General features: G+C 68.1%; 21 protein-coding genes. 17 read left to right on the top strand and 4 right to left on the bottom strand.

What is annotated here, in order from left to right:
- The first annotated feature begins 20 nt into the window (after positions 1-20).
- The 6 genes from AC07Q9_RS06350 to ygiD all read left to right on the top strand — a co-directional run bounded on the left by AC07Q9_RS06350 (position 21) and on the right by ygiD (position 7711).
- Entirely contained in the window at positions 21-1601 is a 1581-nt protein-coding gene (locus AC07Q9_RS06350; RefSeq protein WP_495308091.1) for an ABC transporter substrate-binding protein, read from the top strand.
- A gap of 104 nt (positions 1602-1705) precedes the next feature.
- Complete coding sequence (locus AC07Q9_RS06345) at positions 1706-2617, top strand: ABC transporter permease (protein WP_492679499.1); 912 nt, start codon at positions 1706-1708, stop codon at positions 2615-2617.
- Positions 2618-2638: 21 nt separating this feature from the next.
- Positions 2639-3709, top strand: a complete 1071-nt coding sequence (locus tag AC07Q9_RS06340; RefSeq protein WP_495301699.1) for an ABC transporter ATP-binding protein — start codon at positions 2639-2641, stop codon at positions 3707-3709.
- Positions 3706-4746: an ABC transporter ATP-binding protein gene (locus tag AC07Q9_RS06335; RefSeq protein ID WP_159278461.1), complete on the top strand. Its 1041-nt coding sequence runs from the start codon at positions 3706-3708 to the stop codon at positions 4744-4746. The genes AC07Q9_RS06340 and AC07Q9_RS06335 overlap by 4 nt, the downstream gene beginning before the upstream one ends.
- An 83-nt stretch (positions 4747-4829) precedes the next feature.
- Positions 4830-6704, top strand: coding sequence for a glycosyltransferase family 2 protein (locus tag AC07Q9_RS06330; RefSeq protein WP_495308088.1), 1875 nt, complete (start codon positions 4830-4832; stop codon positions 6702-6704).
- A 101-nt stretch (positions 6705-6805) separates the two neighbouring features.
- Positions 6806-7711, top strand: a complete 906-nt coding sequence (gene ygiD, locus AC07Q9_RS06325; protein WP_495308085.1) for a 4,5-DOPA-extradiol-dioxygenase — start codon at positions 6806-6808, stop codon at positions 7709-7711.
- Positions 7712-7736: 25 nt separating this feature from the next.
- Here the strand turns inward: ygiD and zwf are convergent, their stop codons facing one another.
- Complete coding sequence (gene zwf, locus AC07Q9_RS06320; RefSeq protein WP_070059994.1) at positions 7737-9209, bottom strand: glucose-6-phosphate dehydrogenase; 1473 nt, start codon at positions 9207-9209, stop codon at positions 7737-7739.
- Between the two features lie 144 nt (positions 9210-9353).
- Here zwf and AC07Q9_RS06315 point away from each other — a divergent pair, with 144 nt between their 5' ends.
- Genes AC07Q9_RS06315 through AC07Q9_RS06300 form a run of 4 tightly spaced genes read left to right on the top strand, consistent with a single transcriptional unit; the run spans position 9354 to position 14350 of the window.
- Positions 9354-10364, top strand: a complete 1011-nt coding sequence (locus AC07Q9_RS06315; RefSeq protein WP_495308083.1) for an ABC transporter substrate-binding protein — start codon at positions 9354-9356, stop codon at positions 10362-10364.
- On the top strand, positions 10365-12638 hold the full coding sequence (locus AC07Q9_RS06310; protein WP_495308080.1) for an ABC transporter permease: 2274 nt from the start codon (positions 10365-10367) through the stop codon (positions 12636-12638).
- Positions 12635-13675: an ABC transporter ATP-binding protein gene (locus AC07Q9_RS06305; RefSeq protein WP_095743724.1), complete on the top strand. Its 1041-nt coding sequence runs from the start codon at positions 12635-12637 to the stop codon at positions 13673-13675. The genes AC07Q9_RS06310 and AC07Q9_RS06305 overlap by 4 nt, the downstream gene beginning before the upstream one ends.
- 12 nt (positions 13676-13687) lie before the next feature.
- Positions 13688-14350: an HAD family hydrolase gene (locus tag AC07Q9_RS06300; RefSeq protein WP_062472655.1), complete on the top strand. Its 663-nt coding sequence runs from the start codon at positions 13688-13690 to the stop codon at positions 14348-14350.
- On the opposite strand, the gene AC07Q9_RS06295 is transcribed toward AC07Q9_RS06300, so the two are convergent.
- The gene (locus AC07Q9_RS06295) at positions 14296-14958 is read right to left on the bottom strand and encodes a lipocalin family protein (RefSeq protein ID WP_495308076.1); all 663 of its coding nucleotides are present in this window, start codon (positions 14956-14958) and stop codon (positions 14296-14298) included. The genes AC07Q9_RS06300 and AC07Q9_RS06295 overlap by 55 nt on opposite strands.
- 240 nt (positions 14959-15198) lie before the next feature.
- Between AC07Q9_RS06295 and tal the strand changes: the two genes are divergently transcribed.
- From tal to AC07Q9_RS06275, 4 genes are all read left to right on the top strand, one after another.
- Entirely contained in the window at positions 15199-16155 is a 957-nt protein-coding gene (tal, locus tag AC07Q9_RS06290) for a transaldolase (protein WP_095743726.1), read from the top strand.
- A 2-nt stretch (positions 16156-16157) separates the two neighbouring features.
- Positions 16158-17711: a glucose-6-phosphate isomerase gene (gene pgi / locus AC07Q9_RS06285; protein ID WP_495308074.1), complete on the top strand. Its 1554-nt coding sequence runs from the start codon at positions 16158-16160 to the stop codon at positions 17709-17711.
- Positions 17712-17884: 173 nt separating this feature from the next.
- The gene (locus AC07Q9_RS06280) at positions 17885-18217 is read left to right on the top strand and encodes a DUF805 domain-containing protein (RefSeq protein ID WP_489059052.1); all 333 of its coding nucleotides are present in this window, start codon (positions 17885-17887) and stop codon (positions 18215-18217) included.
- A gap of 227 nt (positions 18218-18444) precedes the next feature.
- Complete coding sequence (locus tag AC07Q9_RS06275; protein WP_495308071.1) at positions 18445-18777, top strand: DUF805 domain-containing protein; 333 nt, start codon at positions 18445-18447, stop codon at positions 18775-18777.
- A gap of 58 nt (positions 18778-18835) precedes the next feature.
- On the opposite strand, the gene AC07Q9_RS06270 is transcribed toward AC07Q9_RS06275, so the two are convergent.
- Positions 18836-19897: a 4-hydroxythreonine-4-phosphate dehydrogenase PdxA gene (locus AC07Q9_RS06270; protein WP_495308069.1), complete on the bottom strand. Its 1062-nt coding sequence runs from the start codon at positions 19895-19897 to the stop codon at positions 18836-18838.
- Between the two features lie 39 nt (positions 19898-19936).
- Complete coding sequence (locus AC07Q9_RS06265; RefSeq protein ID WP_495308067.1) at positions 19937-20917, bottom strand: Bug family tripartite tricarboxylate transporter substrate binding protein; 981 nt, start codon at positions 20915-20917, stop codon at positions 19937-19939.
- Positions 20918-21010: 93 nt separating this feature from the next.
- On the opposite strand from AC07Q9_RS06265, the gene AC07Q9_RS06260 reads away from it, so the two are divergent.
- The 3 genes from AC07Q9_RS06260 to AC07Q9_RS06250 all read left to right on the top strand — a co-directional run bounded on the left by AC07Q9_RS06260 (position 21011) and on the right by AC07Q9_RS06250 (position 24358).
- Positions 21011-21952: a LysR family transcriptional regulator gene (locus tag AC07Q9_RS06260; RefSeq protein ID WP_495308065.1), complete on the top strand. Its 942-nt coding sequence runs from the start codon at positions 21011-21013 to the stop codon at positions 21950-21952.
- A gap of 176 nt (positions 21953-22128) precedes the next feature.
- On the top strand, positions 22129-23442 hold the full coding sequence (locus tag AC07Q9_RS06255) for an ABC transporter substrate-binding protein (RefSeq protein ID WP_492679525.1): 1314 nt from the start codon (positions 22129-22131) through the stop codon (positions 23440-23442).
- A gap of 58 nt (positions 23443-23500) precedes the next feature.
- Positions 23501-24358: a carbohydrate ABC transporter permease gene (locus AC07Q9_RS06250; RefSeq protein ID WP_495308062.1), complete on the top strand. Its 858-nt coding sequence runs from the start codon at positions 23501-23503 to the stop codon at positions 24356-24358.
- Positions 24359-24363: the final 5 nt, after the last annotated feature.

Below are 24363 nucleotides of genomic sequence, written 5' to 3'. Positions count from 1 at the left end.
TCAACCCGAGGAGTGTTCCCATGAGTTTCAAGAAGCAAGCGGCTGCGGTCGCTGTCCTGTGCGCTCTGAGCGCCGTCAGCATGGTCGCCAGTGCGCAGACCATCCGCATCGCGAACCAGGGCGATGCCCTGTCGCTCGACCCGCACTCGCTCAACGAGTCGCTGCAACTGAGCGTCACCGCCAACGTCTATGAAACTCTCGTGGGCCGCAACAAGGACCTGAGCCTGGCACCGCTGCTGGCCACCAGCTGGAAGCAGACCTCGCCGAACGTGTGGCGCTTCGAACTGCGCAAAGGCGTGGTGTTCCATGACGGCACGCCGTTCAGCGCCGACGACGTGGTGTTCAGCTTTGCGCGTGCGCAGGGCGACGGCTCCGACATGAAGGCCACGCTCAGCGAGATCAAGGCCGTGCGCAAGGTCGGCGATCTCGCCGTCGAAATCGAAACCAACGGCCCCTTCCCGATCCTGCCCGACGTGATCTCGCTCACCATGATCATGAGCAAGAAGTGGTGCGAGGAAAACCAGGCCACCAAGCCCGTCGACCGCCGCAAGGGCATCGAGAACACCGCCTCGTTCAAGGCCAACGGCACCGGCCCGTTCCGCGTGCGCGAACGCCAGCCCAACGTGCGCACCGTGTTCACGCGCAACGGCACCTACTGGGGCAAGATCGACGGCAACGCGCAGGAGATCGTGTTCACGCCCATCGCCAACCCCGCGACCCGCGTGGCCGCGCTGGTCTCCGGCGAAGTCGACGTGATGGAGCCCGTGCCCGTGCAGGACATCGCGCGCATCAACGCCGCGCCCAACGCCCGCGTCATCACCGGCCCCGAGATGCGCACCATCTTCCTGGGCATGGACCAGAAGCGCGATGAGCTGCAGTACTCGAACGTGAAGGGCAAGAACCCGTTCAAGGACAAGCGCGTGCGCCAGGCCTTCTATCAGGCCATCGACATCGCCGGCATCCAGCGCACCGTGATGCGCGGCGCCTCCAAGCCCACCGCGCTGCTCGTCGGCCCGGGCATCAACGGCTGGACCGCCGAGCAGGACAAGCGCTTGCCCTTCGACGTCGATGCCGCCAAGAAGCTGCTGACCGAAGCCGGCTACCCCAACGGCTTCGAAGTCTCGATGAACTGCCCGAACGACCGCTACGTCAACGACGGCCAGATCTGCCAGAGCGTTGCCGCCAACCTGGCCAAGATCGGCGTCAAGATCAACCTCGTGGCCGAGACCAAGGGCACCTACTTCCCGAAGATCCTGCGCCGCGACACCAGCTTCTACATGCTGGGCTGGACCCCGACCACCTACGACTCGCACAACGCGCTGAGCTCGCTCACCTCGTGCCCCGACGACAAGGGCACGGGCCAGTTCAACCTGGGCGCCTACTGCAACCCGAAGCTCGACGAGCTGACCAAGAAGATCCAGTCCGAGTCGGACAAGGCCAAGCGCAACGAGATGATCAAGGAAGCCTTCAAGGTCCACACCGAGGACATCGGCCACCTGCCGCTGCATCAGCAGTCGCTGGCCTGGGGCGTGAGCAAGAAGGTCGAGCTGGTGCAACTGGCCGACAACTTCATGTACTTCAAGTGGATGAGCATCAAGTAAGTCGACCGTGGGCCGCTGCCTGAGCGGCCCGACCATGGGCCCGCTTCTTGCGGGCCCATTCTTTTTTGCCTCACGATGAAAAATAACCCCCACGCGGCCCGGCGATGAAAAGAACCCTTGCCCGCTGGCTCGACAGCGATGTCGGCTACAGCTTCCGAACCTCGCCGGTGGCGATCGCCGCTGCCGTCATTGCGCTGGTGTGCGTCTTCTGTTCGGTGTTCGCCGGATGGGTGTCGCCGCACAACCCCTTCGACCTCGCCACGCTCGAACTCGGCGATGCCCGGCTGCCGCCGGCCTGGAGCGCCGACGGCTCCACCAAATACATCCTCGGCACCGACGACCAGGGCCGAGACATTCTGTCGGCCGTGATCTACGGCGCCCGCATCTCGCTGATCGTCGGCGTGGTGTCGGTGGTGCTGTCCGTCGTCGTCGGCGTGGTGCTCGGCCTGCTGGCCGGCTTCTTCGGCGGCTGGCTCGACTCCTTCCTCATGCGCGTGTGCGACGTGATGCTGTCGTTCCCGCCCATCCTCGTAGCGCTGCTCATCGCCGGCGTCGGCCGCGCGCTCTTTCCGAGCGCGCACGAATCGCTGGCCTTCGGCGTACTGATCATTTCGATTTCGCTCACGGGCTGGGTGCAGTACGCGCGCACCGTGCGCGGCTCCACGCTGGTGGAGCGCAACAAGGAGTACGTGCAGGCCGCGCGCGTCACCGGCGTGGCGCCGCTGCGCATCATGCTGCGCCACGTGCTGCCCAACGTGATGGGGCCGGTGATGGTGCTGGCCACCATCCAGGTCGCGACCGCGATCATCACCGAGGCCACGCTCTCGTTCCTGGGTGTCGGCGTGCCGCCGACCTCGCCCTCGCTGGGCACGCTCATCAGCATCGGCAACCAGTACCTGTTCTCGGGCGAATGGTGGATCACGGTGTTCCCGGGCCTGATGCTGGTGCTGATCGCTCTCAGCGTGAACCTGCTCGGCGACTGGCTGCGCGACGCGCTGAACCCGCGCTTGCGCTGAACAGAAAAGGAGAACGCCCCCATGACGCTGCTCCAGGTCAAAGACCTCGTCGTCGAATTTCCGAACCGCCGCGGCACGCTGCGCGCGCTCGACCGCATCTCCTTCGACATCGCGCCCGGTGAAATCCTCGGCGTGGTGGGCGAATCGGGTGCAGGCAAGTCGCTCACCGGCGCGGCCATCATCGGCCTGCTCGAACCGCCGGGCCGCGTGGCCGGCGGCGAGATCCTGCTCGAGGGCCAGCGCATCGACAACCTCGGTTTCGATGCGATGCGCCCCATCCGCGGCCGCAAGATCGGCGCGATCTTCCAGGATCCGCTGACCTCGCTGAACCCGCTGTACACGGTGGGCCGCCAGCTCATCGAGACCATCCGCACCCACCTGCCGGTGACCGAGTCGGAGGCGCGCAAGCGTGCCATCGGCCTGCTGCAGGACACCGGCATTCCCGCCGCCGAACAGCGCATCGACCACTTCCCGCACCAGTTCTCGGGCGGCATGCGCCAGCGCGTGGTGATTGCGCTCGCACTCGCCGCCGAGCCCAAGCTCATCGTGGCCGACGAGCCGACCACCGCGCTCGATGTGTCGATCCAGGCGCAGATCATCCAGCTGCTCAAGCAGGTCTGCAAAGAGCGTGGTGCGGCAGTGATGCTCATCACGCACGACATGGGCGTGATCGCCGAGACCTGCGACCGCGTGGCCGTGATGTATGCGGGCCGCATCGCCGAAATCGGCCCGGTGCACGAGGTGATCCACCAGCCCGCGCACCCCTACACCTCGGGCCTGATGGCGTCGATCCCCGACATGACGAGCGACCGCGAACGGCTCAACCAGATCGACGGCGCCATGCCGCGGCTCAATGCCATTCCGACCGGCTGCGCCTACAACCCGCGCTGCCCGCGCACCTTCGCACGCTGCCTGACCGAACGGCCCGAGCTGATGCATGCAGGCGCCACGCGCGCCGCCTGCTGGCTGCACGACGCCGCCGACCCGCATGCGGGCCGAGCTGAGATCGCCGCCCAGCACCACGACGCCCTGGCGGCCGGCGAGCGCGCCACGCCCGAGGCGGCCGAACCCCTCGCGGAGGTGACCCGATGAGCGCCGTGATCGAACCCCGCAAGGACGCCGCGGCAGCAAAGACCGGCGAGCCGCTCGTGGTCGCGCACGACCTCGCGCGCACCTTCGACGTCTCGCCGCCCTGGCTCAACCGCGTGCTCGAACGCAAGCCGCGCGTGCTGCTGCACGCGGTCGACGGCGTGAGCTTCTCGATCGAGCGCGGCAAGACGCTCGCGCTGGTCGGCGAATCGGGCTGTGGCAAGAGCACCGTGGCACGCCTGCTGGTCGGCCTCTATGCGCCGACCCGCGGCGGCCTGCAGTTCGACGGGCAGGACGCGCACGCCGCGTTCAAGACGCCCGAAGGCCGGCAGCTGCGCCGCCGCATCCAGATGATCTTCCAGGACCCCTACGCGAGCCTCAACCCGCGCTGGATCGTCGAGGACATCATCGGCGAGCCGCTGCGCGAGCACGGCATCCTGAGCGACAAGGACGCGCTGCGCCAGCGTGTGGGCGAGCTGCTGCAGTCGGTCGGTCTCTCGCCGCTGGACATGAGCAAGTACCCGCACCAGTTCTCGGGCGGCCAGCGCCAGCGCATTTCGATTGCGCGCGCGCTCGCCACGCAGCCCGAGTTCCTGGTGTGCGACGAGCCCACCTCCGCGCTCGACGTGAGCGTGCAGGCGCAGGTGCTCAACATCATGAAGGACCTGCAGCGCGAGCAGGGCCTGACGTACCTGTTCATCTCGCACAACCTCGCCGTGGTGCGCCACGTGGCCGACCAGGTCGGCGTGATGTACCTGGGCCGGCTGGTCGAGGTGGCGGACAAGCAGAAGCTCTTCGCCGAGCCGCAGCATCCGTACACCCGCATGCTGCTCGACGCGATCCCGCAGATGAAGCACACCGGCCGTGCGCGCACGCCGGTGCAGGGCGAGGTGCCGAATCCGCTGAACCCGCCGACGGGGTGTGCCTTTCATCCGCGCTGCCCGCATGCCAATGCGCGCTGCTCGTCGGAGCGACCGTCGCTGCTGAGCTTGAAGGGCGTGCAGGTGGCCTGCCACGCGGTGGAGGAAGGCCGTTTGTGAGTGAAGGCGGCAGTCCGCAGGGTTGGCCGGCGGACTTTCCGTACCGGCCGCACCTGCGCTTCTGCTCGTTGGGCAATGAGAACGTGCAGGAGGTGATGGAGGGCTTTCGCCTCGCCTGCGAACGCCTCGGCTACACCACAAGCATCGCGCCAGGGCCGGGTGTCGACAACGACGACATCAATCTCTTCTTCTTCGCGATGGGCCTGAGCCTGCCCTCGGACGACGAGCTGCCGCCGAACGCGATCGTCGTCAACTTCGAGCCGGCCCTGCCTGCGTTGCTCGCGGAGATGCCCGGCTACCAGCGGCTGCTGCAGCGCGCCCACGTGTGGGAGTACAGCCTCGAGAACATGGTGCACCACCCGGCGCTGGGCATCCATCGATCCGACTACGTGGGCCCGGGCTTCGAGCCGCTGGCCACGCCGCTGGTGCCGGCGTCCGAAGTGCTGGACGATGCGCAGCAGGACATCGACGTCATCTTCTTCGGCGAGACGACGCCCCGGCGGCTGCAGGTGCTGGAAGCGCTGACGGCCGCCGGATTGCGCGTGGCCTATCCCTTCGGCAAGGCATGGACGCCAGCGCAGCGCGACGCCTTGCTGCCGCGCGCCAAGGTCGGACTGAACATGCGCAAGGCCGATCACTCCAGCACCGTCGAGCTGCCGCGCCTGTCGATCCTGCTGCGGCATCGCAAGGCCGTGGTGTCGGAGCTGTATCCGCATTCCGAGATTCCGCAGGTGCTGCGCGACGCGGTCGAAGGGTGCACGAAGGACGAGCTGGTCGAGCGTGTGCGCGCACTGGTGGCCGATGCGCCACGGCGGCGCGCACTGGAAATCGCCGGGCCGCGGGCGCTGCAGTCCTTGCCGCCGCAGCATGAGGTGCTGGCGGGTGCGATGCAGCGCTATCTCGCGGCGGCTCGGCAGCGATGGGTGGGGCAGCAGGCGCTGAACGATGGTGGACCTGCTTCGCAGGTGTCGGTCTTGATGGTGACGCGCGACGACGAAGCGAACGTTGCAGAGGCCCTGGCATCGATCGCCGAGCAAGGCCTCGCACCGCACCAGATCATCGTTGTGGACGACGGCTCCACCGACGCCACTGTCGACGTGGTTCGCGCGCGCATGGTCGCCGATCCGCGGCTGGCCGGGTTGCTGCTGTTGCAGGCGTCCGTCCCGATGGGTTGGGCGGCGGCCGCGCAATGGGGGCTGATGCAGGCGTGCGGCGATGCGCTGGCCTTGTGGTCGCCGACTGTGTGCTATGCGCCCGAGCGCTTGCAGGTGCAGTCCGCGTTCCTGCGGACGTCGCCGGAGGTCGGGGCGGTCGGTGCCTGGTACACCCGCGATGGCGGCGCAGAACCGCCGATGCAGCGGCTGCCGGAGATGCATGACCAGATCATGGCCGCGCTGCTGGCCCACTTGCCGCACGAACAACCGTTGCTGATGGGCGGCCTGATGCTGTCGCTGCCCCGCATCCAGCAACGCGGGCTCGGCTTCGACGCCACGCTCGGCCGGTTCGCATGGCTCGGCCTGCTGCTGGAACTGGTGCGCGGCGGTGCGCGGCTCGCCAACCTCGGCATGAGTCTGAATCATCCGGCGAGCCGTCATGTCACGGGCCTCGCGGAAACCGATGTGATGGCGCTGGCCCATGTGCGCGAACGCCTGCTGCCGCTGGTCTTCCCCGACGTGCCGTCCGCCGATGCGCAGCGGCTGGCCCGGCTCTACGGCCAGCAATGGGCGCCCGATGCCGACGATGCCACGGCGCTGCTGCGCGACATGGCGAGCGCCTGCGAGCGGCAGGGCGACGTCCACGCGACCACCGTGCTGTGCGGCGAGAGCCTGCGCGTGCTGGCGGTGTATGCGGAGAACGGGCGACTGGCGCCGGGCTACCTGGACACGCTGATGCGCGAGCCCTTGCTGCGCGATTTCCTGGCGCCGCTGGGCGAGCGCCTGCGTGCATTCGTGCCGTGAACCAGGGACCTTGCGCCGCACGGTGTGCGTAAACGCACTTTCCCAGCCTTCACTCTGTTGCACAGTCCCGGGTTGGCCCCGAATCCACACCCCCTGACACGATGATCTCCACCCCGATGACCCGCCTGCTCGGCCGCCGCGGCTTTCTCATGGGCTCGGCGCTGGGCGCCACCGCCGCGCTCGCGTCGATGACCGGGATCGCGCACGCGGCCGGCGCAGCATCGGCGCGCCGCATGCCCGTCATCTTCATCGGCCACGGCTCGCCGATGAACGCGCTCGCGGACAACGCCTTCACGCGCCGCCTTGCGGCCTGGGGCCGCGAACTGCCGCGCCCCACGGCGATCCTCAGCGTGTCGGCGCACTGGCTTAGCCAGGGGGCGACCGGGGTCACGATGCAGACGCGGCCCAAGACGATCCACGATTTCGGCGGCTTCCCGCAGGCGCTGTTCGACATCGAGTACCCCGCGGCCGGTCATCCTGCACTGGCGCGCGAAGCGATCGGTGCCGTCAAGCAGACGCCCGTGATCGCCACCGAGCAGTGGGGGCTGGACCACGGCACCTGGAGCGTGCTGAAGCACCTGTACCCGAAGGCCGACGTGCCGGTCTTCCAGCTCAGCATCGACTACGACAAGCCGGCGGCGTTCCATCATGCGGTGGGGCGCGACCTGTCAGCCTTGCGCGACCAGGGTGTGCTCGTGATGGGCAGCGGCAACGTGGTGCACAACCTGCGCGCCACCGACCGTGGCACGCCCGACGGGCCCAAGGCGAGCCGCCCGTGGGCGCAGTCGTTCGACGATGCGGTGAAGGCCGCGCTGGCCGGCCGGGACGACCGTGCGCTGATCGGCTACGAGAAACTGGAGGGGGCGTCGACCGCCGTGGCCACGCCGGACCACTACTTCCCCTTCCTGTATGCCCTGGGCGCTGCGGCGCCGGGCGAGCGCGCAAAGACGGTCTACGAAGGCTTCCAGTCGGGCACGCTCGGCATGCGCTGCCTTCAGTTCGGCTGAAGGAAGGCCGCGCAGCCTTGCTGCGTTACTGCTCCTCGCCCCAGGCGAAGCCGTCGCGCGCGATCATGGCGCTCGACGCGCTGGGGCCCCAGGTGCCGGCTGCATAGGGGCGCGGGCCGCCGTCGGACTCCCACGAGTCGATGAGCGGCTCGACCCAGCGCCAGGCTTCTTCCTGCTCGTCGCTGCGCACGAACAGGTTCAGGCGCCCGTCGATCACGTCGAGCAGCAGGCGCTCGTAGGCGCCCACGCGTTCGGCGCCGAAGCGCTTGTCGAAGTCCAGGTCGAGCTGCACCGGCGCCAGTTGGGCGGCGCTGGCGTGGCCGTTGCCGCCGCGCTGGCGGTTGTCCTGCGCTTGCGCGAGCATGTGCAGTTCCAGTCCGTCCTTCGGCTGCAGGTTGATCACCAGCTTGTTCACGTTGCCCGCCGGCGCGCGGTAGATGGCGTGCGGCGTGGGGCGAAAGTTGACCTCGATGCGCGCGTCGCGCGAGGCCAGCCGCTTGCCGGTGCGGATGTAGAAGGGCACACCGGCCCAGCGCCAGTTGGCGATCTCGGTGCGCAGCGCCACGAAGGTCTCGGTGCGGCTGTCGGGGTTCACGCCCGGCTCGTCGCGGTAGCCCTGCACCCGCTCGCCGTAGGCCGTGCCGGCCGTGTACTGGCCGCGCACCGCGTGCAGGCCGAGCGTCTCGGGCGTCCAGGGCTTGAGGGCGCGCAGCACCTTGAGCTTTTCGTCGCGGATGGCGTCGGCGTGCGCGTTGATGGGCGGCTCCATGGCCACGGCGCACAGCAGCTGCAGCGCGTGGTTCTGCACCATGTCGCGCAGCGCGCCGGTCTGGTCGTAGAAGGCGCCGCGCTTTTCCACGCCCAGGTCCTCGGCCATGGTGATCTGGATGTTGGCGATGTGCTCGCGGCGCCAGATGGGCTCGAACAGCGCATTGCCGAAGCGCATCGCGAACAGGTTCTGCACCGAAGGCTTGCCCAGGTAGTGGTCGATGCGAAAGACCTGCTTTTCCTCGAGCACCTTGCCCACCGCGGCGTTGATGGCGCGGTTGGAGGCCAGGTCGTGGCCCAGCGGCTTCTCGAGCACGACGCGGGTGCGCGGGCCGTTGAGCCCGGCGGCGGCGATCTGCTCGACCACCTGCGTGAAGAGCGCGGGCGCCGTGGCCACGTACATCACGACCGTCTTGGCGTCGCGCTGCTTGAGCAGGTCGGCCAGGCTGGCGTAGTCGGCGGGCTTGGACAGGTCCATGCGCAGGTAGTGCAGCATGGAGGCGAACTTCTTGAACTCTTCGGGGGAGGGGCGCTTGGCGCCTTCGACGGCGCTGAAGCGCGACTGGATCAGCTCGCGGTACTGGTCGTCGGACAGGTCGTCGCGTGCCACGCCGACGATGCGCCCGTCCTGCGGCAGGCTGCCGTGCCTGAAGGCCTGGAACAGCGCAGGCATCAGTTTGCGCCACGCAAGGTCGCCAGTACCGCCGAACAGAACGAGATCGAAGCTCATGAGAAAACTTTCCTTTTGTCTGGATGCAGAGCAGGCCGTGTGCCAGTCGCGATGGTACTTCTACCGATTCGGCACACCTGTACTAAAGCTACGCTGACCCAAGGCCGCAAGGCCTTTTTTTATTGCCGAGGCAGGGGAATACCAATGAAGAAGCTTTTCACGGCAGCCGCGCTGCTGGGTCTGTCGGCCGCAGCGTCGGCGCAAACCGTCAACGTCATCTGCTCGGTCCAGGCCGAGTGGTGCAACGTGATCTCCACCGTCTACGCCCGCACCACGGGCGTGCGCATCAACATGGCGCTCAAGGGCTCTGGCGAGGCGCTGGCCCAGCTCATCGCCGAGAAGGACAACCCCAAGACCGACGTCTGGTTCGGCGGCACGGGCGACCCGCACCTGCAGGCGGCCGAGCAGGGGCTTACGCTCGAATACAAGTCGCCCACGCTCACGCAGCTGCATCCCTGGGCCCAGCAGCAGGCCAAGCAGTCGGGCTACAAGACCGTGGGCATCTACTCGGGCCCGCTGGGCTTCGGCTACAACCCCGAGCTGCTGGCCAAGAAGAAGCTGCCCGTGCCCAAGACCTGGGGCGACCTGCTCAAGCCCGAGTACAAGGGCGACATCCAGGTGGCCAACCCCGCATCGAGCGGCACGGCCTACACCATGATCGCCACGCTGGTGCAGCTCATGGGCGAGGACAAGGCCTTCGACTACCTCAAGGCGCTGCACAAGAACGTGGGCCAGTACACGCGCTCGGGCACCGGCCCGATCAAAGCGGTGGCGCGCGGCGAGACCGCGATCTCCATCAGCTTCGTGCACGACGGCCCCGGCGAGAAGATGCAGGGCTTCCCCGTCGAAACCATCACGCCCAGCGACGGCACGGGCGCCGAGATCGGCTCCATGAGCATCATCAAGGGCGCGCGCAACCTCGATGCGGCCAAGAAGTTCTACGAATGGGCGCTCACGCCCGCCGCGCAGGAGCTGGGGGCCGCCAACAAGCAGTTCCAACTGCCCAGCAACGCGAGCGCCAAGCTCGACCCGCGCATTCCTGACTTCAAGAAGATCAAGTTCATCAACTACGACTACGCCAAGTACGGCGCCAGCGCCGAGCGCCGCCGCCTGATCGCGCGCTGGGAAAAAGACGTCAACTCGCTGCCGCGCTAAGTGCAGGCGCGTTCCAACGAAGGCGCGCCGGCCAACCCGGCGTCCCTGGCCGCCGCCCGGCGCGCGCGGCGCTGGATCTGGGCCTGGGTCGCGCTGGGCCTGGCGGCTTACCTCGTGCTGCCCTGGTATGCGATCCAGGATTCGACCTGGTACGAAGCCGTTCCGCAGGTGTTCGGCAGTGCAGAAGGTGCCAACGGCCTGATGCAGGCGGCCACGCAGGGCCGCAGCTGGCTCTTCATCGGGCTGGCCGGGCTGCTGCTGTGCGCCGTCGGTGCGGCCTTGCCGGCCGGCAAGGCGCAGGGGCGCTGGCTGCTGGCGGGCGGCGCGATCGGCGCCGTCGGCCTGGCCGTGGCGGGTTTCACCATCGGCGCGCGCGGCTGGAGCGTCGCGGCGCTCAACACCCAGTTCGGCGAGTTGGCGGTCAACCAGTTCGGCATCGGCGCGGGCGGCTTCGTGGCGCTCACGGCGCTGGTGCTGCTGGCGGCCTTCGGCATGGCGCGGCTCGGCCTGTTCAAGGGCGACCTGTTCGTGGCTGCCTCGGTCGTTGGCTGCGGCGTGCTGATGGCGCTGTTCATCGCCTACCCGGTGAGCCGGGCGCTGTCGGGCGCCTTCTTCAACGAAGACGGGCAGTGGTCGATCACGGCCTTCGCGGCGCGCGTGTTCACCGAGCGCATCTGGGGCCTGGGTTGCCTGGCGGGCGGGGTGCGCTGCGGCGTGGCGTGGAACACGCTGGTGCTGGCGCTGCTCACCGCGGCCGGCACCACCTTCCTGGGCACGCTGATGGCGCTGATGGCCGAGCGCGGCAACCGGCGCGGACAGGGCGTGCTGCGGGTGCTGGCGCTGCTGCCGATCATCACGCCGCCGTTCGTCGTCGGCCTGGGGCTGATCCTGCTGTTCGGCCGCGCGGGCATCGTCAACCAAGTGCTGGAGAACGTCTTCGGCATCGAGCCCACGCGCTGGTTCTACGGCATGCCGGGCGTGCTGGTGGCACAGCTGTTCGCCTTCACGCCCATTGCCTTCATGATCATGCGCGGCGTGGTGCAGGGCATCGCGCCCAGCCTGGAAGAAGCCGCGCAGATGCTGCGCGCCGACCGGCGCCGCGCCTTCTTCACTGTGACGCTGCCGCTGCTCAAGCCCGGGCTGGCCAACGCCTTCCTGGTCGGCTTCATCGAGAGCATTGCCGACTTCGGCAACCCGGTGGTGGTGGGCGGGCAGTTCTCGGTGCTGTCGACCGACATCTTCTTTGCCATCGTCGGCGCGCAGTACGACCAGGGCCGCGCCGCGTCGCTGGCCTGGGTGCTCACGCTGTTCGCGCTCGGCGTGTTCGCGCTGCAGCGCGGGCTGCTCGGCAAGCAGAACTACACGACGGTGAGCGGAAAGGGCGACGCCGGTATCGCGATGGCGCTGCCCGACGGCGTGCGCCGCACCATCCAGTGCATCGCGCTGCCGTGGATCGCCTTCACCGCCGTGGTCTACCTGTTCGCCTTCGCGGGCGGCTTCGTGCAGACCTGGGGGCGCGACTACAGCTTCACGCTGAACCACTTCAAGAGCGCCTTCGCGCTGGAGTGGGGCCAGTTCGGGCTGGTGTGGGCCGGCACCGCGTGGAATTCGCTGATCACCACGCTGAAGCTGGCCGGCATCTCGGCGCCGATCACCGCGGCGCTGGGCCTGCTGATCGCCTGGCTGCTGGCGCGCAACGAGTTCAAGGGGCAGGGCGCCTTCGAGTTCGGCGCGCTGCTGGCCTTTGCGATCCCGGGCACGGTGCTCGGCGTGAGCTACATCCTGGCCTTCAACGTGCCGCCGTTCGAACTCACGGGCACCGGGCTGATCATCGTGCTGTGCTTCATGTTCCGCAATCTGCCGGTGGGCGTGCGGGCGGGCACGGCGGCCTTCAAGCAACTCGACCGCTCGCTCGACGAAGCCTCGCTGATGCTGCGCGCCTCGACCTCGCAGACGCTGTTCAGGGTGGTGCTGCCGCTACTCAAGCCGGCGCTGGTGGCCGCGCTGGTCTACAGCTTCGTGCGCGCCATGACGACGGTGAGCGCCGTGATCTTCCTGGTCACGGCCGAGAACGAACTGGCCACCACCTACATCATCGGCCGCGTCGGCAATGGCGACTACGGCATTGCGCTCGCGTACTGCACGGTGCTCATGGTGCTGATGTCGCTGGCGATTGCGCTGGTGCAGTTCGTGGTGGGGGAGCGCAAGCTGGGACGGCGCGGGGCGACACCCCCGCATCAGGGACATCACAAAATGGAAAGCCTCTCGGCATGAACGGCATCGAATTCCGCAACGTCACCAAGCGCTACGGCACCGACAAGAACGGGCCGATGGCCGTCAAGGGCATCAGCTTCGAGGTGCCCGTGGGCACGCTCACCACCATCCTCGGCCCCTCGGGCTGCGGCAAGACGACCACGCTGCGCATGATCGCGGGGCTCGAATCGCCGACCTCGGGCTCGATCTTCATGGGGGGGCGCGACGTCACCACGCTCGGCCCGGGCGAGCGCAACGTGAGCATGATGTTCCAGAGCTATGCGCTGTTCCCGCACATGAACGTGATCGAGAACGTGGGCTACGGCCTGCGCATGAGCGGCGTGAAGAAGGACGAGGCCACGGCGCGGGCGCGCGAGGCGCTCCGGGGCGTGGGCCTGGTCGGCTTCGACGAGCGCCTGCCCAGCGAGCTGTCGGGCGGCCAGCAGCAGCGCGTGGCCCTGGCGCGCGCGCTGGTGCTCGAACCGGCGGTGCTGCTGTTCGACGAGCCGCTGTCCAACCTCGACGCCCGCCTGCGGCGCGAGATGCGCGAGGAGATCCGCTCGCTGCAGCAGCGCCTGAAGCTCACCGTGGCCTACGTGACGCACGACCAGAGCGAGGCGCTGGCCGTGAGCGACCAGATCATCGTCATGGACCACGGCGTGATCGCCCAGCGCGGCACGCCCGAGCAGCTCTACGGCCGGCCCGAGAGCGAGTTCGTCGCCGGCTTCATGGGCGAGGCGATGGTGTTCCCGGCCGTGGCGCAGGCCGACGGCAGCGTCACGCTCGGCCCGCTGCGGCTGCAGCCGCGCTACGCGGTGGCGCCCGGCACGGTGAAGGTGGCGGTGCGGCCCGAGGCCTGGGACATCGGCGCGCTCGACGGCCTGCCCGCCACGCTGCGCAAGTCGGCGTACCTGGGCAGCTTCTACGAATACGGCTTCGACACGCCGCTGGGGCCGGTCTTCGTGGTCTCGACCGACCTGTCGCGCCCGCTGGCGGCCGGCACGCAGACCACCCTGTCGCTCGGAACCCATGGCGTGAGCGTGGTGCCCGGCGCATGAAACAATGGCGCCATGAACGTGGTTTTCGATCTTGGCGCCGTGCTGTTCGCCTGGGAGCCGGCACGGCTGGTCCAGGCCCATCTCCCCTCTCACGCCCCCACTGACGCCGCCGCCGCGGCCCTGGGCCGGGCCCTTTTCCATCACGACGACTGGACCGGCTTCGACTGCGGCACCCGCACGCTGGACGATGCCATCGCCCGCATGTCGGCGCGGCTGGCGCTGCCGGCCGAGTCGCTGCACGCCATGCTCGACGGGCTCGGGGAGCGGCTGGCGCCGATCGACGTCACGGTCGCGATGCTCGAAGAGCTGCTCGTGCAGCGCGATGCTGGCGAGCCGCTGCGGCTGTACTACCTGTCGAACATGCCCGTGCCGTTCGCCCGCGCCCTCGAGCGCCGGCACGCCTTCATGCGGCGCTTCGACGGCGGCGTGTTCTCGGGCGACGTGAAGTTCCTCAAGCCCGAGCGCGAGATCTACGAGCTGCTGGCCATGCGCCACGGCCTCGAGCCCGAGCAGACCGTGTTCATCGACGACTCGGCCGCCAACGTCGAGATGGCCCGCGCCTTCGGGTGGCACGCCATCCACTGCACTGCGCCGGCCATGCTGCCGTCACAGCTGCAGCGCTACCTGCCGGTGAGCACGACCTTGTCGGTGTCGAACCCCAGGCTGCGGGCGTAGTCCAGCTCGGCCTGCAGCGCGTCGTCCTCCAGGCGCGGCGCGCGCGACAGCACCCAAAGGTACTCACGGTCGGGCGTGCCGACCAGTGCCATCTGGTAGTCGCGGTCGAGCTTCAAGATCCAGTAGTCGCCCCACACCAGCGGCAGCCAGCCCATCCAGGCAGGGGCGAAGCGCACCTGCAGCCGTCCCGCGCCGGGCTGGCCGGCCACGGGCACCACGCGCGCGCTGCCGATGGCCTCGTCGAAGTTGCCGTCGTCGCGCACGCAGCGGTTGCGCACCTGCACGGTGCCGTCGGGCTGCGGCGTGTACTCGGCGCTCACCGGGCCGGCGCACTGTGTCTGGAAGCGGTTGGGCAGCCGCGCCTGTTCGTGCCAGACGCCGGCATAGCGGTGCAGGTCGACCGGCGCCACCACCTGCAGCGGCGCGCGCATCAGCGGGGCGCCGTCGGCCGGGCCGGCAGGCCGGGCACGGGCGGTGCGCGCGGCGCCCAGCGCAAGCCAGGTGGCCACGCCGCCTACGACGAAGGCGGTGGCCATGGCGCCGATCGCGTGGCTGGTGCGGCGGTCGTCGAAGGGGCGGCCGGTGGCGGGTTGGGGGCGAGGGGTCATCGGAGCTCCTGGAAAAGGTCGTTCGGCGTGGATGCCGCGTCAGGTTCAGGGTGCCCCCGGCCGCGGCCGGCTGCCGTCAGCCAGGGACCACAGCCCCTGTAGGGCAGGGCGGCCGACAACCCTTCGCGCTGCAGGCCGATGGAGCTTCGCGAAAACCCGTGCTACGGTTCGCATGAAAACATCGACCGCCGCGCAACTGCGTGCAGGACTTGTCACACCCCTCCCCGGATAATTGATTTCATGAACCAACTCGATGCACTCCGCCAGTGGACCACCGTGGTTGCCGACACCGGTGACTTCAAGCAGCTCAGCATTTCCAAGCCGCAGGACGCGACCACCAACCCGTCGCTGATCCTCAAGGCCGTGCAGAAGGCCGAGTACCGGCCGCTGCTCGACGCGACCGTGAAGGCCCACGCCGGCAAGCCGCTCGACGAGGTCATCGACCGCCTGCTGGTGCGCTTCGGCACCGAAATCCTTTCCATCATCCCGGGCCGCGTGTCCACCGAAGTCGACGCCCGCCTGTCGTTCGACACCGCCGCCACCGTGGCCCGTGGTGAGCGCATCGTGGCGCTGTACAAGGCCGAAGGCATCGACACCGAGAAGCGCCTGCTGATCAAGGTCGCCTCCACCTGGGAAGGCATCGAGGCTGCGCGCCTGCTCGAGCAGAAGGGCATCCGCACCAACCTCACGCTGCTGTTCTCCTTCGCGCAGGCCGTGGCCTGCGGCGCGGCCGGCGTGCAGCTCATCTCGCCCTTCGTGGGCCGCATCTACGACTGGTACAAGAAGTCGGCCGGTGCGAAGTGGGACGAAGCCGCCAGCGCGGGCGCCAACGACCCCGGCGTGAAGTCGGTGCGTGAAATCTTCAACTACTACAAGCAGCAAGGCATCAAGACCGAGGTCATGGGCGCGAGCTTCCGCAACGTGGGGCAGATCCAGGCGCTCGCCGGTTGCGACCTGCTGACCATCAGCCCCGAACTGCTGGCCGAGCTGGCCGCGAGCAACGAGCCGCTCACGCACGCGCTCGACGCCAAGGCTGCCGCGAGCGGCAACGCAGAGAAGGTGAGCTACGACGAAGCCGGCTTCCGCTTCGCGCTCAACGAAGACGCCATGGCCACCGAGAAGCTCGCCGAAGGCATCCGCGCCTTCGCAGCCGACGCCGTGAAGCTCGAAAAGCTCATGCAGGAAAGCGGCAAGTAAACATGACCATGACCCTGCGCTGTGACCGCGCGCCGGCCTGGGCGCAACTGCAGTCCAGCTTCGACACGGCCGGCCGCCAGTTCGACCTTCGCCATGCCTTCGTGGACGACGCCGGGCGCTTCGCGCGCTTCAGCCAGGAGGCGCCGCACGTCTTCGCCGACCTGTCGAAGAACCTGATCGACGCGCGCACCGAGGCGCTGCTGTTCACACTGGCGCGCGAATGCGGCCTCGAAGCCCACCGCGACGCCATGTTCGCGGGCGCGCACATCAACAACACCGAAGACCGCGCCGTGCTGCACACGCTGCTGCGCGCGCCGGCCGACGCGGCCACCGGCCGCCAGACGGCCCATGAGTTGCGCGAGGTGCACGCCACGCTCGACGCCATGCTGGCCTACGCCGAGAAGGTGCGCAGCGACCACACGATCACCGACGTGGTCAACATCGGCATCGGCGGCTCCGACCTCGGCCCGCAAATGGCGGTGCTGGCGCTCGCGGAGTTCGTGGCGCCGGGCAAGCGCTTCCACTTCGTCTCGAACGTCGACGGCCACGAGCTGGCGGGCGTGCTCAAGGGCCTGGCGCCCGAGCACACGCTGTTCCTGGTCGCGTCGAAGACCTTCACCACGGCCGAGACGATGACGAACGCGCGCTCGGCCAAGCGCTGGTACGAGCAGTCGGGCGGCACCGACATCGCCGGCCATTTCGCCGCGCTCACCACCAACGTCGAGGCCGCGAAGCAGTTCGGCATCGACACCACCTTCGGCTTCTGGGACTGGGTGGGCGGGCGCTATTCGCTGTGGTCGGCCATCGGCCTGCCGATCGCGCTGGCCATCGGCGCCGACGGCTTTCGCCGGCTGCTGGCGGGTGCGCATGCGATGGACGAGCACTTCCGCACCGCGCCGCTCGAGCAGAACCTGCCCGTGCGCCTGGGCTTGCTCGACGTCTGGTACCGCAACTTCCACCGCTTCACGAGCCGCAGCATCGCGCCGTACCACAGCGCCCTGAAGCGCGTGCCGGCCTACCTGCAGCAGCTCGAGATGGAGAGCAACGGCAAGCAGGTCGATGCGAGCGGCGCGCCGCTGGCCTTCGGCACCTCGCCCGTGCTCTGGGGCGAGCCCGGCACCAACGGCCAGCACGCCTACTTCCAGATGCTGCACCAGGGCACCGACGTGATCCCGCTCGAGTTCATGGCGGTGCGCGACGCCTCGCACGACCTCGAAGGCCACCATTCCAAGCTGCTGGCCAACGCGCTCGCGCAGGCGCAGGCGCTGATGGTCGGCAAGCTCGACGAAGGCGGTCACAAGAACTTCCCGGGCAACCGGCCGAGCACCTTCTTCGTGTTCGAGAAGCTCACGCCCGAAGCACTGGGCGCCTTCCTCGCGATGTACGAGCACCGCGTGTTCACCAGCGGCGCGCTGTGGGGCATCAACAGCTTCGACCAGTGGGGCGTGGAGCTCGGCAAGGTGCTGGCGCGCGACATCGAACCGCGCCTGGCCTCGGGCGATGTCTCGGGGCTCGATGCCTCGACGGCCGGCCTGCTGCAGCGGCTGAGCGCCTGACGGCACACGTCACCGCAAGGCTTGCGAGCCTTGGCCAAAGGCTCTATTCACTAGGCCTTTAGGCCATTGGTTTGCAGTGTGGTGGCCGGTTTGGCCGAGTTTGTCGTTGCACAGTGCGCCGATATGATGGCCCTGGGGAAATTTCCCTGGGATTCATCAAGAGGAGCGAGTCAATGGACTTTCAAACAGCGGTCAAGACGTGCATCGCCAAGTACACCGACTTCAGCGGTCGTGCGTCGCGTTCGGAATTCTGGTGGTTTTTTCTGGCCCAGATCGGGGTGCTCGTCGTGACGAGCCTGATCCATCGCTATGTGTACGCCATCGCAGCGCTGGGCCTCCTGCTGCCGGGGCTCGCAGTGGGTGCACGCCGCCTGCATGACATCGGCAAGAGCGGCTGGTTCCTGCTGCTGTCGATCATCCCGCTGATCAACCTGGTGCTGATCTACTTCGTCGTTCAACCGACGCAGCCCGAGACCAACGCCTACGGCGCGCCACCAAGCGCCTGAGCTGCTTTCCTCTCCGACGAGGGCCGCGCAAGCGGCCCTTTTTCTTTGGGCTGCGGCCGACGCTTCGACACACGCTGCATTGCCGAAGTCGCGATGTGAGCCAGCGCACGTTAGGGCACAGCGCCCGCCGTGGGTTGGCTGGCTTCGAAGGCCTGTGGGCAGGAGCGCGTCGATATGATCTGCCGGGGGAATTTCCCCGGGGACCTGTCAAGAGGAGAGAGTGAATGATGGATTTTCAAACCGCAGTCCAGACGTGCCTGCGCAAGTACGTCGATTTCAGCGGGCGGGCGTCGCGGTCGGAATTCTGGTGGTTTGCATTGGCGCAACTGGTCGTCCTTTTCTCGGCGAACCTGATTCATGATTTCGTGGGCTTCATCGTGGGGTTGGCGTTGCTGTTGCCCTCGCTGTCTGCGGGGGCGCGCCGCTTGCACGATGTGGACAAGAGCGGCTGGTTTCAATTGCTCCTGATCATTCCGCTCATCAATCTCGTGGTGATCTTTTTCTGGGTCGGGCGGTCGCAGCCCGAGGCCAATAGCTACGGCGAGCCGCCGAGCGCCTGAGCTTTTTTCCTTCGAAGGGCCGCACACGCGGCCCTTTTTCTTTGGGGCACCAGGTGGCTCAGGCCACTGTCGCCTCGACGGACGCAGGCGCCGGCGCGCCGCTTGCCATCCGCACGCACAGGTCGAAGGCTTGCTGCAGTCCTTCGATCTGCGCCATGCCCTGGCCGGCGATGTCGAAGGCGCTGCCGCTGGCCGAGGTGGCTACGGGCACGGGCAGGCCGCCGTGCAAGGTCACGCCCTGTTCGAAGCCCATGAGCTTCATCGCGATCTGGCCCTGGTCGTGGTACATCGACACCACCGCATCGACATCGCCGCGCCGTGCGCCGATGAACACGGTGTCGGGCGAGAACGGGCCGCGCGCGTCGTGGCCTTCGGCGCGCAGCTGTTCGATGGCGGGCGCGATGATCTCGATCTCTTCCATGCCGATCGAGCCGCCGTCGCCCGCGTGCGGATTGAGCCCGGTCACGGCGATGCGCGGGTGTGCCACGCCGGCGCGGCGCAGTGCCGACGCGATGATCTTCACGGCGTCGCGCACGCCTTCCACGGTGATGTGCCGGGCCACGTCCTTCAGCGGGATGTGCGAGGTCACGCGCGAGGTCCACAGCGACCCGGTGAGGTTGAACTCGCAGACGAAGCCGGTGACCGCGAAGCGCTCCTGCATGTAGCGCAGTTCGTCTTCGTGCACGAGGCCGCCCAGGCGCAGCGAATGCTTGTTGAGCGGCGCGAAGAGGATCGCGTCGGCCTGGCCGTTACGCACGGCCTGCGTGGCCAGCTCCAGTGCTTCGAACGAGGCCCGGCCCGAGCGCTCGTTCGACGCGCCGAGCACCGGTTCCTCGCCTGCCATCCAGTCGCGCACGAGGAGGCTCGGACGGCCGTCCTCGAAGCGCAGGCTGTCGAGGGTGTTCACCTGCAGCGGGGCCAGCTTCGCGCCCGCCACGCGCTCGCCCGCGGCCAGCACGACGGGATCGGCGATCAGCAGCACGCGCGCGGCGTCGAGGTTGCGCTGGCGCGCGAGCAGCTTCACGGCCATCTCGGGGCCGACGCCGCTGGGGTCGCCCAGCAGCACGGCGATGCGGGGTTTGGCGGAGGTCACGCGCGGGGTGGAGGAGGGGATGGGCATGGTCGGGTGTCTGAGAAAAAGAAGGAGGAAGGGACGGCCTCACTCGGCCTTGATGCGCGCGTCGCGCACGAGCCGGCCGTAGTGATCGAACTCCTGCCGGTTCATCGCAGCGAAAGGTTCGCCGGTCAGCGTGCCGGGCTCGCCGCCCAGGGCCTTGATGCGCGACTGCACGTCCGCCAGGCCCATCGTGCGCGTGAGTTCGGCGCTCAGCCGCTCGACCGCCGGACGCGGCGTGCCGGCCGTCACGTACAGGCCGTACCAGGTCGATACGTCGGCGCCCTTGACGCCTTGCTCGGCGAGCGTGGGCACGTCGGGCAGCTCGGGCGAGCGCTGCGGCGCGCTCACGGCCAGCGCGCGGAACTTGCCGGCGCGGATCTGGCCCATGGCCGAGGAGGTGCTGTCGAACATCATCTCGACCTCGCCCGAGATGATGTCGATGTGCGCCTGCGAGCTGCCCTTGTAGGGCACGTGGATCGAGCTCATGCCCGTGGCCAGGTTGAAGGCTTCGCCGCCCACGTGCTGCGTGCTGCCGATGCCCGACGATGCGTACTTGAAGCCGCCGGGCTTCGCGGCCATCGCGGCCAGCAGGTCCTTCACCGACTTGTAGGGCGAGCTGGCCGACACCACCAGCACGTTGGGCATCACGGCCACGAGGCCGATGGGTTGCAGGTCTTTCAGCGGGTCGTACTTGAGCTTGAGGATGTGCGGCGCCACGGCCTGCGCCGTGTTGGTGGCCAGCAGCAGCGTGGCGCCGTCGGCTGGTGCGCGGGCCGTGAGTTCGCCGGCGATGGTGTTCGATGCGCCGGGGCGGTTCTCCACCGTCACGGGCTGCTTGAGCACGGGCGCGAACTTGTCGGCCAGCACGCGCGCGAGGATGTCGGTGCCGCCGCCGGGCGAGGCGCCGACCAGGATGCGCAGCGGCTTGTCGGGGTAGGCCGGCTGCGCGCCCGCATTCAGGCAGGCGGCCAGCGCCAGCAGCGCCGCCAGGCCGACACCGCGGGCCAGGGGAAAGAGGGTCATCGCGTCGTCTCCTGCTTGTTGTGGGCCCGAGCCTACGGAGCTTCGGTCGCGCGATCCAATCGAAAAAGGCCGAAGCTCCATATACTTTTGTGCATGAAACCCGGCCTCACCGACGCCTCGCTGATGCTGCATGTGAGGCCGCGCCAGCTGCTTTTGCTGGCCCGGCTCGATGCGCACCGCCACCTCGGCCGCGCGGCCGAGGCCATGAACATCAGCCAGCCGGCCGCCACCAAGCTGCTGCAGCAGCTGGAGGAGTCGCTGGGCGAACAGCTCTTCGAGCGCCTGGCGCGCGGCATGGCGCCCACGCCCTACGGCGAGATCCTGATCCGCTATGCCCACCGCGTGCTCAGCGACTTCGGCACCGCCCGCGAGGAAATGCTCGCGCTGCGCTCGGGCCTGAGCGGCGCGCTGCGCGTGGGCAGCGTGCCGGGCGCCGTGTCCGGGCTGCTGGCGCCGGCGCTGGTCGAATACCATCTGCGCCATCCGCAGGTGGCCGTGTCGGTGGTGGTCGAGACCAGCGACCTGATGCAGGCGCAGCTGGAGCAGGGCGACGTCGACCTCGTGCTGGGCCGCCTCACCGACGGCCACGACGAGGCCAAGTACGCGAGCGTGCCGCTCCTGGGCGAGTCGCAGGTGGTCGTGGTGCGCGCCGCGCACCCGGTGTTCGAGCGCGCGGCCACGGTCACGCTGGCCGAGATGGCGAACTGGTCGTGGGTGCTGCAGCCGCCGGGCTCGCCGCAGCGCGGGCGCTTCGAGGCGGCGATGCGCGAGGCGGGCATCCAGGCGCGGCTGGACATCATCGAAACGGCATCGCCCATCGCCATCACGGCGCTGCTGGAGAACTCCGACATGGCCGCCGTCATGCCGGCCTCGCAGGCCAGCCACTACGCCCGGCTGGGCGTGCTGCGCACCGTGCCGGTGGAGCTGCCGGTGCGCGTGCCGCCGATCTGCCTGATCACCCGCGAGGACCGCGCGCTGTCGCCGGCGGCGGCGCAGTTCCGGCGCCAGCTGCTGGGCGGCGGCGGGCACGCATGAGAACTTCAGACAGACAGTTTTCCATCCTGAATTGCATCAACTAGGGATTTCACTAGCCAACTGGTGCATGAGAGTACTGGTGGTGACTCTCGAAATACCAAAACTGCAAGCGCGTTTCTCCAGAATCCGGGCACGGCGACCACGATACCGAGGCGTCGCTCACCCAAGGAGACACCATGAAGCGCTTTCTGAAAGCGGGCCTCGCCCTCGCACTCATCGGCACGGGCCTTGTGTCCCACGCCGCCCCCACCGAACTCGTGATCGCGACCGTCAACAACGGCCACATGATCGAGATGCAGAAGCTCACGCCCTTCTTCGAGAAGGCGAACCCCGACATCAAGCTCAAGTGGGTCACGCTCGAGGAAGGCACGCTGCGCCAGCGCGTGACCACCGACATCGCCACCAAGGGCGGCCAGTTCGACGTGATGACCATCGGCCTGTACGAAGCGCCGATCTGGTCGAAGAAGGGCTGGCTGCAGCCCATCGCCACCGATGCCGCCTACGACGCCGACGACCTGCTGCCCGCCATCCGCGCCGGCCTGTCGCACGAAGGCAAGCTGTACGCCGCCCCGTTCTACGGCGAGAGCTCGATGCTCATGTACCGCAAGGACCTGGCCGACAAGGTCGGCTTCAAGATGCCCGAGCAGCCCACCTGGGCGCAGGTGAAGGAGCTGGCCGGCAAGATCCATGACCCCAAGGGCGGCCTGTACGGCATGTGCCTGCGCGGCAAGCCGGGCTGGGGCGACAACATGGCCTTCCTGACCACGCTGGTCAACACCAACGGCGGCCAGTGGTTCGACATGCAGTGGAAGCCGCAGATCGACACCAAGCCCTGGAAGGACGCGATCGGCTTCTACGTCGACCTCATGAAGGCCTACGGCCCGCCGGGCGCCTCGGCCAACAGCTTCAACGAGAACCTCGCGCTCTTCAACGAAGGCAAGTGCGGCATGTGGGTCGACGCGACCATCGCGGCCTCGTTCATCAGCGATCCCAAGCAGTCGAAGGTGGCCGACAAGGTGGCCTTCGCGCAGGCACCCGTCGCCGTCACGCCGAAGGGCGCCAACTGGCTGTGGACCTGGAACCTGGCCATTCCCGCCAGCTCGACCAAGGGCGCTGCCGCGCAGACCTTCGTGAAGTGGGCGACCTCCAAGGAGTACGTCAACCTCGTCGCCAAGGAGCACGGCTGGGGCACGGTGCCCACCGGCACGCGCAAGTCGACCTACGCGAACCCCGAGTTCCAGAAGGTCGCCAAGTTCGCCGCCGCCGAGAAGAAGGCCATCGACAGCGCCAACCTCAGCGACAGCACCCTGCCCAAGTCGCCGTACGTCGGCGTGCAGTACGCGGCCATTCCCGAGTTCCAGGCCATCGGCGTGGCGGTGGGTCAGCAGATGAGCGCGGCGCTGTCGGGCAAGGTCACGGTCGACCAGGCGCTGAAGACCTCGCAGCTCGCGGCCGAGCGCGAAATGAAGAAGGCCGGCTACTACAAGTAAGCCACGCTTCTTCCCCTCTCCCCGCGGGGAGAGGGCCGCAGCCTGAGAGGAACAGACCATGAAAAGACTCCTGCCCCGCGCCCTCATGGCGCCCGCCGTGCTCACGCTCTTCCTGTGGATGATCGTGCCGCTGCTGATGACGTTGTACTTCTCCTTCGTGAACTACAACCTCATGCAGCCCGGCGAACGCACGTTCGCGGGCATCGAGAACTTTCACTACTTCGTCACCGACCCCGACTTCTGGCCGGCCACGTGGAACACGCTGCTGCTCATCGGCAGCGTCATCGTCATCACGGTGGTGTTCGGCGTGCTGCTCGCGCTGCTGGTGAACGAGCCCTTCCCGGGCCGCGGCATCGTGCGCGTGCTGCTGATCTCGCCGTTCTTCGTCATGCCCGCAGTGAATGCGCTGCTGTGGAAGCACATGATGATGAACCCCATCTACGGCATCCTGGCCGACGTGTGGCGCTTCTTCGGCGCGCAGCCGGTCGACTGGCTCACCGACGTGCCGCTGTTCTCGGTGATCATCATGGTGGCCTGGCAGTGGCTGCCCTTCGCCTGCCTGATCTTCATCACCTCGCTGCAGTCGCTCGACCACGAGCAGATGGAAGCCGCGCGCATGGACGGCGCCAGTTCGTTCCAGCGCTTCTTCTATCTCACCATTCCGCACCTGGGCCGCCCGATGGCCGTGGTGATCATGATCGAGATGATCTTCCTGCTCAGCGTGTTCGCCGAGATCGCCATCACCACCAACGGCGGCCCGGGCAACGAGAGCACGAACATGACCTACATGATCTTCAAGCAGTCGCTCATGAACTTCGACGTGGGCGTGGCGTCGGCCGGTGCGCTGTTCGCGGTGGTGCTGGCGAACATCGTCGCGGTGTTCCTCATCCGCATCATCGGCAAGAACCTCGACTGAAGGAA

The organism is Variovorax sp. GW821-FHT09A10, assembly GCF_059418385.1.
This window is presented reverse-complemented; position numbering and strand designations above follow the sequence as displayed.

What these genes read in the sequence shown, in the direction of transcription:
- AC07Q9_RS06260 (WP_495308065.1), top strand. Translation starts at nt 21,011, where the DNA reads ATGAAACCCGGCCTCACCGACGCCTCGCTGATGCTGCATGTGAGGCCG.
- AC07Q9_RS06305 (WP_095743724.1), top strand. Translation starts at nt 12,635, where the DNA reads ATGAACGGCATCGAATTCCGCAACGTCACCAAGCGCTACGGCACCGAC.
- AC07Q9_RS06340 (WP_495301699.1), top strand. Translation starts at nt 2,639, where the DNA reads ATGACGCTGCTCCAGGTCAAAGACCTCGTCGTCGAATTTCCGAACCGC.
- pgi (WP_495308074.1), top strand. Translation starts at nt 16,158, where the DNA reads ATGACCATGACCCTGCGCTGTGACCGCGCGCCGGCCTGGGCGCAACTG.
- tal (WP_095743726.1), top strand. Translation starts at nt 15,199, where the DNA reads ATGAACCAACTCGATGCACTCCGCCAGTGGACCACCGTGGTTGCCGAC.
- AC07Q9_RS06350 (WP_495308091.1), top strand. Translation starts at nt 21, where the DNA reads ATGAGTTTCAAGAAGCAAGCGGCTGCGGTCGCTGTCCTGTGCGCTCTG.
- zwf (WP_070059994.1), bottom strand. Translation starts at nt 9,209, where the DNA reads ATGAGCTTCGATCTCGTTCTGTTCGGCGGTACTGGCGACCTTGCGTGG.
- AC07Q9_RS06280 (WP_489059052.1), top strand. Translation starts at nt 17,885, where the DNA reads ATGGACTTTCAAACAGCGGTCAAGACGTGCATCGCCAAGTACACCGAC.
- AC07Q9_RS06270 (WP_495308069.1), bottom strand. Translation starts at nt 19,897, where the DNA reads ATGCCCATCCCCTCCTCCACCCCGCGCGTGACCTCCGCCAAACCCCGC.
- AC07Q9_RS06255 (WP_492679525.1), top strand. Translation starts at nt 22,129, where the DNA reads ATGAAGCGCTTTCTGAAAGCGGGCCTCGCCCTCGCACTCATCGGCACG.
- AC07Q9_RS06295 (WP_495308076.1), bottom strand. Translation starts at nt 14,958, where the DNA reads ATGACCCCTCGCCCCCAACCCGCCACCGGCCGCCCCTTCGACGACCGC.
- AC07Q9_RS06315 (WP_495308083.1), top strand. Translation starts at nt 9,354, where the DNA reads ATGAAGAAGCTTTTCACGGCAGCCGCGCTGCTGGGTCTGTCGGCCGCA.
- AC07Q9_RS06275 (WP_495308071.1), top strand. Translation starts at nt 18,445, where the DNA reads ATGGATTTTCAAACCGCAGTCCAGACGTGCCTGCGCAAGTACGTCGAT.
- AC07Q9_RS06335 (WP_159278461.1), top strand. Translation starts at nt 3,706, where the DNA reads ATGAGCGCCGTGATCGAACCCCGCAAGGACGCCGCGGCAGCAAAGACC.
- AC07Q9_RS06345 (WP_492679499.1), top strand. Translation starts at nt 1,706, where the DNA reads ATGAAAAGAACCCTTGCCCGCTGGCTCGACAGCGATGTCGGCTACAGC.
- AC07Q9_RS06300 (WP_062472655.1), top strand. Translation starts at nt 13,688, where the DNA reads ATGAACGTGGTTTTCGATCTTGGCGCCGTGCTGTTCGCCTGGGAGCCG.
- AC07Q9_RS06250 (WP_495308062.1), top strand. Translation starts at nt 23,501, where the DNA reads ATGAAAAGACTCCTGCCCCGCGCCCTCATGGCGCCCGCCGTGCTCACG.
- AC07Q9_RS06265 (WP_495308067.1), bottom strand. Translation starts at nt 20,917, where the DNA reads ATGACCCTCTTTCCCCTGGCCCGCGGTGTCGGCCTGGCGGCGCTGCTG.
- ygiD (WP_495308085.1), top strand. Translation starts at nt 6,806, where the DNA reads ATGATCTCCACCCCGATGACCCGCCTGCTCGGCCGCCGCGGCTTTCTC.